The 12050-nt window shown below is 47.8% G+C and carries 8 protein-coding genes; 5 read left to right on the forward strand and 3 right to left on the reverse strand.

The window, feature by feature from the left end; genetic code table 11:
• Nucleotides 1–54: 54 nt before the first annotated feature.
• Together AC0J20_RS15735 and AC0J20_RS15740 are read right to left on the reverse strand one after the other, a co-directional pair.
• On the reverse strand, nt 55–2652 hold the full coding sequence (locus AC0J20_RS15735; protein WP_473022430.1) for a YHYH protein: 2598 nt from the start codon (nt 2650–2652) through the stop codon (nt 55–57).
• A gap of 187 nt (nt 2653–2839) precedes the next feature.
• Nucleotides 2840–3520, reverse strand: coding sequence for a Crp/Fnr family transcriptional regulator (locus AC0J20_RS15740; RefSeq protein WP_229529140.1), 681 nt, complete (start codon nt 3518–3520; stop codon nt 2840–2842).
• 89 nt (nt 3521–3609) lie between these two features.
• Here AC0J20_RS15740 and AC0J20_RS15745 point away from each other — a divergent pair, with 89 nt between their 5' ends.
• Entirely contained in the window at nt 3610–4494 is an 885-nt protein-coding gene (locus AC0J20_RS15745) for an alpha/beta fold hydrolase (protein WP_473022431.1), read from the forward strand.
• A 10-nt stretch (nt 4495–4504) separates the two neighbouring features.
• Here the strand turns inward: AC0J20_RS15745 and AC0J20_RS15750 are convergent, their stop codons facing one another.
• Nucleotides 4505–4627 carry a hypothetical protein gene (locus AC0J20_RS15750; protein ID WP_267498232.1) on the reverse strand — a complete coding sequence of 41 codons (123 nt, stop codon included), beginning with the start codon at nt 4625–4627 and terminating at the stop codon, nt 4505–4507.
• Between the two features lie 223 nt (nt 4628–4850).
• Here AC0J20_RS15750 and AC0J20_RS15755 point away from each other — a divergent pair, with 223 nt between their 5' ends.
• The 4 genes from AC0J20_RS15755 to AC0J20_RS15770 form a co-directional block, all read left to right on the forward strand.
• Nucleotides 4851–6842, forward strand: a complete 1992-nt coding sequence (locus AC0J20_RS15755; RefSeq protein ID WP_473022432.1) for an alpha-amylase — start codon at nt 4851–4853, stop codon at nt 6840–6842.
• 114 nt (nt 6843–6956) lie between these two features.
• Nucleotides 6957–8093 (forward strand): 4-phosphoerythronate dehydrogenase, encoded by a 1137-nt coding sequence (locus AC0J20_RS15760; protein WP_473022433.1) that lies wholly within the window; start codon nt 6957–6959, stop codon nt 8091–8093.
• Between the two features lie 34 nt (nt 8094–8127).
• Nucleotides 8128–9144, forward strand: coding sequence for an aspartate-semialdehyde dehydrogenase (locus AC0J20_RS15765; RefSeq protein ID WP_473022434.1), 1017 nt, complete (start codon nt 8128–8130; stop codon nt 9142–9144).
• 351 nt (nt 9145–9495) lie between these two features.
• A partial coding sequence (locus AC0J20_RS15770) for a FimV/HubP family polar landmark protein (protein WP_473022435.1) occupies nt 9496–12050 on the forward strand: 2555 nt, incomplete at its 3' end.

Genomic DNA, 12050 nt, shown 5'->3' on the forward strand with positions numbered 1-12050 from the left:
AGCATTACCTTCGCATTGTATCAAAGCAGTAGGGGAACCGAAGTTCCCCCTATATTAGTGTCGATGAGCCTTGCCGCCTGGCTCGTGGCGATGTAACAGGTTTTTCAGCGCCCGGCCTCCTGTTTTACTAAACGAGGAGTTGGGAGTGCTTTTATAACACCTTAAAACCCAGGGGTAGCTGTCCGTCAGGTAGTAGCCGTACTGACCATCTACTTCCATACCATTACACTCGTCCAGATCACCGCTGCCCTGGGAGAATTCCCAGTCGCCGGTAAACTGGCCATCATAATTGGCGCTGGCCACAACACCTTGTCCTGCGACCGGGGTTGTGTAGCCACTGACAGACTGCCGGGAGCCAGACTTTAAGACGTAACTGGGTTCAGCTTTCCTAACGGTTCCGTTATCGTCAAAGCAGGGGCCGTAAATCGGAAAACCGTCTGCCGCGAAGCCAATAACTGGCGACGCAACCCCGGAGGCTTCGCAGTCCTGGTCATACATAGCCAGTGGATCGCCATGGTAGTGATAGGTGCCATCTGGTTGAGAATGGGCATTGTGCTCATCAGTACCAAAGTTGTTTAACGGCGACATAGGGTCATAACGCCAGGGGTTATCGATTTGATTGTCACTACAACCTATCTTTTCTTCGCCCAGAGGTTCATTGCCAACGCCATAACAGGCCGCCGCCAGCAGATCGATTAATACCCCATTAAGTGTTACCGCATTGCTGGTGAGCAGTGACAGCTCAGTTACGCTATTGGCAAATTGAGGTGCCCGGCTAATGGTGTAGTCACCGTTTTGTTCAGAAACCTTGGTGGCAAAATGTCCCTGTTCGTTGAAGTCGTGATTCGGAATCTCATTGACAATGAAATCACAGGAATTTGACCCTGCGGTAATTTCCACGCTGTTGGTAAAGTTGCTGGATTCCTGCACATCGGTGACTTCGGCGTAGTAAGTACCGGCATAGTCTGCACAGTCACCACTGCGATTCACAAATTCAATATCCTTAATATCAGTATTGCTGTTAATGGCGGTGATAGTGACATTGTCAGTGGCGCTGTCGGTGCCATCACTGACGGTAAGCTGTATTTCATAACTTCCCGCGACATCGGGCGTTAGGGTAGGGCTATCGGACGCTCTTCGTCTTAATGAGGCTGTGCTGCTTGCGGGTTGGCTGGAGATGCTCCAACTATAGCTCAGGGAGTCGCCATCAGCATCACTGCTGCCACTGCCTGAAAGCGTTACAACTTCATTGACAGATACCTGTTGATCCGCCCCGGCATTGGCAACCGGCGGAGTATTTTCCATGACTATTTCTGCAACGGTAATGGTGACACTGTCCGCCGCACTGCTATCTGTACCATCACTGACCACCAGGGATAATTCATAGCTGCCGCTGATATCGGCGGTAAAGGTTGGCGAGGCTACTGTTGTGCTGCTGAGTATCGCACTGCTGTCTGCTGGCAATGCACTGAAAGACCAGCTGTAAGACAGGCTATCACCATCGGCATCACTGCTGTTGCTGCCGTTGAGCTGCACCAGGCTGCCCACGTCAACCGTTTGGTCACTGCCCGCATCCGCTACCGGAGCCGTGTTGGCTTCCTGTTCTGCATTGATAGCATTTAATTTGGCGATAATTTCAGTGATTGGTGCATTGGCCGGAATGTCGTTCTCTTGTTTGCCAAAGTTAATGCGTTGTATCTCACCGTCTGATGAGTTGAGAATATAGAAGTACTGATTACTGCTGCGTCTAACTGCCACATCGGCAGCACCATCACCGTCGTAATCGGCGGGAACGGGAATGTCTGCTTCGTCTTTGCCAAAGGTCACTTCCCTGACTTCACCGTCGCTGGAATAGCGAATATACCAGGTAAAATTAGAAGGACGACGCACTGCTATGTCGGTAATGCCATCATTGTCGTAATCAGCCGGAACCGGAATATCGCCTTCTTCACCCAGTATAAGACGTTGAATGCCATCCTGTTGGGTTGAGTTATAATCCGTACCACCGGAGTTTTTGATATACCAGGTGCTGTTGGAAGCACGCCATACAGCAATATCGGCGACATTATCCTGATCGTAAAATCCCGGAACAGGAACGTCTTCGCTGTTTTTACCAAATACTACCCGTTGGATACCATCACCCACCTCGGAGTTGTAGTTACTGCCGCCGGAGTTTTGAATATACCAGGTATAGGTGGATGCTCTGCGCACTGCAAAGTCGGCGATACCATCACCGTCATAGTCTGCGGGAACCGGAATATCTTCCGCGTTTTTACCAAACACCACCCGCTGAATACCGTCTTGTTGCGCCGAATTAGTGTTGTCACCTGAAGAATTTTTGACATACCAGGTAAATGTTGAGGGCCGACGTACTGCGAAGTCGGTAATACCATCACCATCGAAGTCGGCAGCCACCGGGATATCAGCCGCATCTTTACCAAACTGAGTGCGTTGTATTCCGTCCAGATTGGCTGAATTAAAGTTCTGATCATCGGAATTCTTTACGTACCACATGTAATTGCTACTGCGACGGACTGCGACATCCGCAATATTGTCGCCATCATAGTCAAATTGAGTCGCCATACCGGGTGCCGTAATTGCCGCCTGAATGGCGGCGGCCAGTAGAAGTTTTTTTGCTAACATACTCTTCATAAACCTGTTGCTATTTTGTCTGTATCGCCGACGATACCAGCGAAACTCCCGATGGGCCTGGCACCCAGGTGAGCAGACAAAGTTGTGTTAATTCATCAAACTAAAAAAGCATAGCAAAGGAAACAAAAGTAAAATGTGCAGATTCTGAGGATTTGTGATCTATTCTGAAAAAAGCCCTAAAAATCCCTCATCCTGATTCATTGTGCAGATAAATCTGCAATTTCGATGGGTCGAACGCGATTTTGTTATAGGCTAACTGAATTAAACCCTCAGCCTGTAATTCATTGAGCCAGCGATTGACGGATTGTCTGGTGGTATTGAGCATTAGTGCCAGAGATTCCTGAGAGACTTCCAGTGGTTGCTGCGTGTCCTTTGCCGATTGATGTAAATGCAGTAGCCTTTTAACCAACTGCAATTTAACGGGTAAGGTGCGTGCTTCATCAACCAGTTCAAACAATAACCTGATACGTTGACAAAAAATCGGAATGAAATGCCGGTAAAGCTCCGGGTGTTTTTGGCAAACCTGTGGAAAGTCCTTATGCCCTATGACGATCAGCTCTGCGGCTTCATCCACCGTGGCACTGTGAGTACGAGGAAGGTTATCAAAACAGGATATTTCACCAAACCACTCTCCTGCAGTTAACCAGGTCAATACCACCTCTTTACCATCAGGAGTAAAGTTGCTGATGCGGATCTTACCTTTATTGATAAAGAACAATCCATTTGGAGCCTGACCTTTACTGTGGATAACAGAATGGGCCACATAGTTTTTCAACCTGGCGACAGACAGAAGTGACTGCTGACAATCCTCGGGTAACTCAGTAAACCAGCTGTTGTGAGCAAGGGCCTGGCGAATATCGGTGGTCAACTAAATCTCCTTATGAGTGTCGGGTAAAAGACAGTGTTGATGCCAGCTAATGGACTATATTGATGCTAACAGCAAAAAAAGGAATAGTGATGCTCTGGCAAACAATAGAACAATACCAACAAAATGCGCAGTTTATCCAGATAGATGAATTCAATTATGCCTATTGGCACAGTGCCAAACCCGACAAGCCGGTCATCTTGTTTATCCATGGGTTTCCCAGTGCCAGTTGGGACTGGCATGCTCAGTGGCAGGCGTTAAACGCTGACTATCATTTGATTGCTATGGATATGCTGGGGTTTGGCTTATCGGATAAGCCTTCGCCTTACCGCTATTCAGTTGCGCAACAGGCTGCCAGTTACCGCCATTTACTGGCCAGTTTACAGGTGTCTGAATGTCATATTGTGGCACATGATTACGGTGATTCAGTGGCCCAGGAGTTGTTATACCTGACCGAACGCGAAAATGCCTCACTGGCTATTCAGTCTGTGACCTTTCTCAATGGTGGCTTGTTCAGTGAATCGCACCGACCGTTACTGACTCAAACGCTTTTGAAAAGCAAAATGGGTCCCTGGTTGGTGCGCTGGCTAAGCAAAAGAAGCCTGCAAAATAGCTTTGCTAAAATTTTTGGCAGAGACACTCCGCCTGTGAAAGCGGACATTGATATTCTATGGACTCTGCTGCAGCACAAAGCGGGTATCAAGGCGATACCCTATATTTTGCAATACATTGACGAACGTAAACAACGCCGTGATGAATGGCTTGATGTGATGCAAAACACAGCAACTCCCCTGTATTTTATCAACGGCGCCCAGGACCCTATTTCAGGGGAGCATATGCGCCAGCGCTTTATTCAATTATTGCCTGCCTGTGCAACAAGTTCACTGCCGGTTGGCCACTATCCGCAACTGGAGGCACCTGACAATGTCACACAATTATTGCTGGATTTTTTGGGTAGCGTAAGCAACAAAAAATAGGCCAGGTGTTTTAGAGATTGCTGTTGGTATTGTGCATAAACAAATAGACATAGTATCCACATAATGCCACCACAATGCCCAAACCTAACAGTGACCCCCAGGCCACAGGATCATTAAATAATAAATCTAACATGCGATTTCTCCCGTCTGTTTTATGCGCTCAGTCTAGCGTTTACTCAGCCAAGCCTTGCTGATCTGGATCAATAAATCGCTGTTATACCGATACCCATGGTTTAACCTATTTCACGCATACGTATGCAGGTCATTTTGCATACGTATTCAAATGGAACTTTATTTACCTTGGTGCCAGGTTGTTAATCGGGTGTTAACGAAATGTAACAATAACTGGAGGGTATATGAATCTTATCAAAACGGCTCTGACACTTGGAGTCGCTTCAACCTTAACGGCTTATGAAGCCAATGCAAATACGACATTTGTGCATCTATTTGAATGGAGCTGGTCGGATGTAGCGACAGAGTGTGAAACCTTTTTGGGACCCAAAGGTTATTCGGCTGTGCAGGTGTCACCCCCGAATGAACATATCCAGGGCGGACAGTGGTGGACGCGATACCAGCCAGTAAGCTATCAGTTGCAAAGCCGCGGTGGTACAGAAGCAGAATTTACAGACATGGTATCCCGTTGTAATGCTCAGGGTGTGGATATTTATGTCGATGCCGTGATCAACCACATGGCAGCCGGTAGTGGTACCGGCGTCGCCGGCAGCAGCTATGGCAACAAACAATTTCCCAATTATGGCCCGCAGGATTTTCACGCTACCTGTACCATCAATCCGGCAGACTACGGCAATGATCGCTGGCGCGTGCAAAACTGTGAGTTAGTGGGGTTGCCTGATCTGGATACCAGCGATGGCTATGTACAGGATACCCTGGCGGGATACCTCAATTACCTCACCAGTCTGGGCGTTTCCGGCTTCAGATTTGATGCTTCCAAACATATGTCAGTGGGCGATATCCAGGGGGTTTTAGCCAAAGTTAACGGTTCGCCTTTGGTGTTTCAGGAAGTGATCGACCAGGGCGGCGAAGCGATATCGGCGGCGGAGTACACGGGAACAGGACTGGTCACTGAATTTAAATACAGCACGCAACTGGGCAATACGTTTCGCAATGGTCAGTTATCCTGGCTGAGTAATTTTGGCGAAGCCTGGGGCTTTTTACCCAGCTATCAGGCGGTCGTTTTTGTGGACAATCACGACAATCAACGCGGCCACGGTGGTGCCGGTAATGTTATTACCTTTGAAGATGGCAGACTCTACGATTTAGCCAATGTATTTATGTTGGCCTGGCCGTATGGTTATCCCAAAGTGATGTCCAGTTATGATTTCCATGGTGATACCGATGCAGGTGGCCCATCTGTACCGGTGCATAACAATGGTAACCTGGAGTGTTATGGCAGCAACTGGCAATGTGAACATCGGTGGAGCTACATCTCAGGCGGCGTGGATTTTCGCAACAATGTCAACGACGATTGGGTAGTGACCGACTGGTGGGATAATGGTGGTAACCAGATTGCCTTCGGCCGGGCTAATGCCGGACATGTGGCTATCAACAAAGAAGGTTACGCCATGACCGCCACCATCAATACCCAGATGGACCCGGGTGTGTATTGTAATGTGTTAAAAGGCGAATTGTCTCAGGATAGCAGCAGCTGTTCCGGAGAAACCATAACCGTTAATGGTGATGGTACTGTGAATACCAATGTTGCGGCCTGGGATGCTTTTGCGATTCACAAAAACAGCAAGATCACACAGAGCAATAATGGCGACTGGCAGCGCACTGTGATTTTTATCCAGGCGCAAACGCAAAGTGGTCAGGATATGTTTATTCGCGGCGGCATCGACCACGACTATGCCAACAATAATTTAGGGCGAAACTGCCAAACCAGCAATTTTGAATGTGCTATGTCGATCACTCACAACAATTTGCGCAACAGCACCACTGCACCGTGGAAAGCCAACGAGTCCTACCTGGACTGGTACGGCGTTGAAGCAGGACAAAATAGTTATGCAGAGGGTACCGCAATGGACTGGACTGCGGATGTCTGGCCAGCTTCATGGGGTGCAGTCAAAACGGTCGCAGTGGACGGCTTTGGTGAAGAACCGCTGAACAACTGGGGCCAACATTACTGGATGCTGGATGTGCAAATGGATTGCAGCAACAGCGTCAATGGTTGGTTTGAGGTGAAAGCTTATGTGAAAAATGGCCAGGGTTGGGAAAATAATATCCAACAATCCGGCACGCCATACAGCAGCAATAATCACTTCGCGCAATGCGGTAAAATTAACAAGTTCGATTTTAACAGCAACAGCGTAGAGATCCTGAACTTCTAGTCCCACCAATAACCCGGACAACTTAATATACGGCTTTGCCAATTAGGTTGTTTGGGTTTTCTCCTGTCTTGTGTCGTGCGATAATTTTTGTTTTTTATCAAGCAGAAATCCTAAGTGAAAATATTTTGTGAAGATACGCTGACCTGTGGGGAAGCGTTTTTTGATGATGTTGCTGATGTCACCTGGTTTTCAGGAAATCAACTTAACGCTGAGCAGTTAATTGATGCCGAAGCCCTGTTCATTCGATCCACCACCAAAGTCACGCCGGAGTTATTGCAACAGGCTGAAAAATTGCAACTGGTGGCAACTGCAACAGCCGGGACGGATCACATGGATCTTGAATTTCTGAAAAGTCGCGGCATCGAGGCTTATTCGGCGGCAGGGTGTAATGCCATTGCGGTGGCAGAATACGTCATCGCCGGAATAGTGTCTTTGGCGGCCGCACACCATCTCTCGTTTGCAGGCAAAAAACTGGGTATCGTTGGTGCCGGGCACGTCGGCACTGCACTGGCAGAGCGGGCTGTGCATTTGGGCTTTGATATTTTGTTATGTGATCCGCCATTACAAGCTGCTGGCGATCAACGTCCCATGGTGGCTCTGGCGGAAATTCTTGACTGTGACGTCATTAGTTTACATGTGCCTTTGGTAACGACAGGGCAGTGGCCCACATTGCACATGTTTAATGACGCCGTATTGTCTTCACTAAAACCACACCAGATTTTGGTGAACGCCTGCCGCGGTGAAGTGGTGGACAACCAGGCCTTGAGTCAGCAATTACAAAAGGCAAAACCTTTTTTCAGCATTTTTGATGTCTGGGAAAACGAACCAGACATCGACTTTGCCCTCGCTCAAAAAACCGATTTTGCCACGCAGCACATCGCAGGCCACACCCTGGAAGGCAAAGTGCGAGGCACTGATATGATCTATAACTTTGCGGCGCAGCGATTTAACTGGCCGGCAAAGAGCATGTGGGACTATCTGCCAGAGGTGTCGTTTAATGGCAAATCAGAATTGCAATTGTCTGAAACTGACGGCAGTACTGAGACCCGTTTACATAAACTCATTGAGCAGGTCTACAGTATTGAAACTGATACAGCAAATTTCAGAAACAAGGTGCATGATGATGAATCTTTCAGATATAGCCGAAAGCACTATGGTATTCGAAGAGAATTTTCCAGTGAGCAAGTAAATACTGGAAATTCTTTGCTGACACAGGCAATCTACGGACTTGGTTTCAAACTGGCCGAATAAGCGGCCTGAACAACATAACTGGAGTAAAAAATAAATGTCTCGCGCATTTGATGTTGCCGTTTTAGGCGCCACCGGTCTGGTGGGCAAAAACATGATTGAAATCCTCGAAGAACGCGGTTTTCCAATCAATAATCTTTATCCCCTGGCCAGCGCACGCAGTGCAGGTAGTACCATTTCATTTAAGGGCGAAGAGATTACGGTACAGGATGCAGACACATTTGACTGGACGCAGGTACAAATTGGCTTCTTTTCTGCGGGTGGCAGTATTTCTGCAAAATATGCGCCTATAGCTGCTGAACAGGGCTGTGTGGTCATCGATAACACCTCGCATTTCCGCTACGAGCCAGACATTCCCCTGGTGGTTCCGGAAGTGAATCCACATGCTATTGCTGATTTCAGAAACCGCAATATCATTGCCAATCCAAACTGTTCCACAATTGGTATGCTGGTGGCATTAAAACCCATCCACGATCAATTTGGCATTACCCGCATCAATGTGGCGACATATCAGTCGGTTTCTGGTGCCGGTAAGTCTGCGATGGACGAGCTGGCGAAACAAACGGCTGACCTGTTAAATGGCCGTGAAGTAAAGGTAGAAAACTTTAGCCGCCAAATCGCCTTTAACAGCATTCCGCAAATCGATGTCTTCCTTGACAACGATTACACCAAAGAAGAAATGAAGATGAGCTGGGAAACCCAAAAGATCATGGGTGATGACAGCATTTTGGTAAACGCTACAGCAGTGCGTGTGCCGGTGTTTTACGGGCATGGAGAAGCGGTGCATCTGGAAACGCAACAACCGATGGATGTAGAACAAGCCAAAGCGGTTTTGCGCGAAGCGCCGGGGGTTGTGCTGCTGGAAAACCGTGAAGATTTTCCCACTCAGGTTGGTAATGCCAGTGGTAAGGATGAGGTGTTTGTGGGCCGTGTGCGTCAGGATATTACCCATCCAAACGGACTAAACCTGTGGGTTGTATCGGACAACGTGCGCAAAGGTGCGGCTACCAATAGCATTCAGATTGCTGAAGTCCTGATCCGCGACTACCTGTAATTCTCTGCATGGTCAGCCCGGCGGGCTGGCCTCTTTCCCTTTTCTTTTGTCTGCTTTTTCATTTCCGCAACTACTTATTTTATTTAAGTTTTTTTTGCTACAGCCGATGACTTGCAATAACTGGCATTAAATCTGATTTTTGCTGTCCTCACCACATGAATACTGTATTATCGGTGAAGTTTAATCAGTAACTGATTCCCGCAGAGGGATTGGCTTGCTCGTTGTATCTGGTTTATAGTTAGGTATGAGTCTTGCAGTCTCATGCCGGTGAACCAAGTCTTTGGCAAAAGTCATAGAACAAACAACAAAAAATTGACGAATAATATAAAATCAAGACGGCAAAGTACCTAAGTGCGTATATTTTATTCAGGATACAAATCTAACTTCAGGACAGGCGGGCAGCAAACGGCGCGAAATGCCTTTCACTGTCTCAGCATTATTGCTTTTCTTCTGCTAACCATTTCCGGCACTTTTTCGGCGTTCGCGCAACAGCCCGCAGACAAGTTGATAGAAATTCGGGGCGCGAAGAACTCGACAGAGCAGTATTCCGGCGCCACCTACGGCCCAATAGACTCTGACGACACTTTGTGGCGTATAGCCGATCGTTATCGTCAAAATAAAAACCTGAGTATTTATCAGGTGATGGTGGCAATTTACGAATTAAACAAAAACGCCTTTGCCACTGACAACCTTAACACCCTGAAAAATGGCGCCATGTTGCGTCTGCCTTCCGAACGTTATATTGCCCGCATCGATGCGCAAAATGCGCGCTTAAAATCAGAACAGGATGACGACGCCTGGTCACCGGAAGCGGCACCGGGTCAATCTTTGGTCAATCTCAAGCCGCCGGTTAAACTGGTCAATCGCGATGATCTGGTGGAAACCAAAACCCAAATCGAATCCCGGCTTAATCGCATTAATGAAGAACAGCAAGCGCAGTTCAACGCCATTCGGCAGCAATTTGCCGAGTCAATTACCAGCGTTGAGTCTTTATTAGATGAAAATCGCAAAATATTTGACCGACTGGATAGCGTTAATCAGGAAATAGATCAGTTAAGAGAGCGCGCCAGTCAGGATCAGATAGAACAGTCACAGATGTTGCAGATCCAGCAGGAAATGCTGGAGTTACTGACACCTAAGCCAGAAGAAGAAAAGTCGCTGGATCTGTCGTTCTTTGCTTCGGATATGTTCATTATTGTTGCTTCCCTGGTGCTGACACTTTCAGCACTGGCCGGAATGACGATGTTCCTGCTGAGACGCAAAGGGGATGATGCCCCAGCTATTGAAACCGCTGCACCGGCGCCGGCGCCGGAAGTCGCCAGTAAAATAAGCGAAGATACCGATGTCCTGGATGATTTGTCTACCGACACCATGGATGACGGCGGTGATGATGACTGGGCTGATGACGATTTGTTCGGTGACGACGATCTGTTGCAGGATGAGTTCGCAGAAGAATTAGATGATTCATTAGACAAAGTCCTTGAAGAAGAAATGGGCAGCTTTGATGAAGCCGACGACGACATGTTGGTGTCAGATGATGACGAGTTTGGTGAATCTGATAGTGGTTTATTGGATCAGGATGATTTAGATGATTTATTTGCCTCAGATGAAACTGAAGGGGATTCAGTTGAATTATCTGAAGCGGAAGAAATGCCTGATGACATATTGGATGAGTTCAGCGAAGCCGCGGATGATGATACTGACGTTTCTGATTTAGATGATTTGTTAGATGGCGCACATAGCGGCTTTGATGAAATTGAAGAAAGTGTTGATGACATTCTGGAAGCAGCAGCAGAGAGCGAACCTGAAGAAGCATACGAATCAGAAGCTGAGTCCGAAGCCGAGCCTGAGGAAGTGGTTGCGGATGAAGTCAAAGAAGAGGTCAAACAAGCACCAGCGGCTGCTCAGGAAGTGGATGAGTTTGATGCGGAAGAAGTGCTGGGGATCAGCGATGACAGTTTATTGACTGATGAGGCTGTTGAAAAGTTAGAAGACAGCATCGAGCAGCAAAATGAGAAACTGGACAACATTACAGAAGAACTGACCGAAGTTTTACAGGATGCGCCACAGAAAAATCCCGGTGATCCTGATATCGCCATTGACGAGCCGGAGCAAATTTTTGGTGATGATGCTGCATTTGGCGATGACGTCGCATTTGGGGATGAAAGTGATATTACTGAAACTCCGGACGAGGCGTTGTCTGACGATTCCGAACTAGAGCCATCATCAGACGACTTGTTCACTGAGGATAGCGACGATCTGGTGGCACCCGAAGACGAGCTGGATACCATCGTCGCCAATCAACCAGATACTGATGTTGAATCATTACAAGATGAGCTGGCCGATGAGCTACTGGCGGAATTGGGTATTGAAGAAATTAATGATGATTCTGACAGCGACAGTACCCAGGATGATTTAGCCGATGAATTGTTAGCGGAACTGGGCATTGATGAGCCGGATGATGCCGACGACAGCAACGACAGTGCTCAGGATGATTTGGCCGACGAACTGTTAGCCGAACTGGGCGTTGATGAGCCTGAAGATACTGACGACAGCAACGCCAGTGCCCAGGATGATTTGGCCGACGAGTTGTTAGCCGAGCTGGGTATTGATGAGCCTGAAGATAGCGACGACAGCAACGAAAGTAACCAGGATGATTTGGCTGACGAGTTGTTAGCGGAACTGGGTGTTGATGAGCCACAAGACAGTGACGAAAATGCCAGTGCTCCTGAGGATGAACTCAGTGATGAGCTGCTTGAAGAACTGGGTGTTGATGAGCCACAAGACAGTGACGAAAATGCCAGTGCTCCTGAGGATGAACTCAGCGACGAGCTGCTTGAAGAACTGGGTGTTGATGAGCCACAAGACAGTGACGAAAATGCCAGTGCTCCTGAGGATGAACTCAG

It is taken from the genome of Planctobacterium sp. R6, from assembly GCF_055755215.1.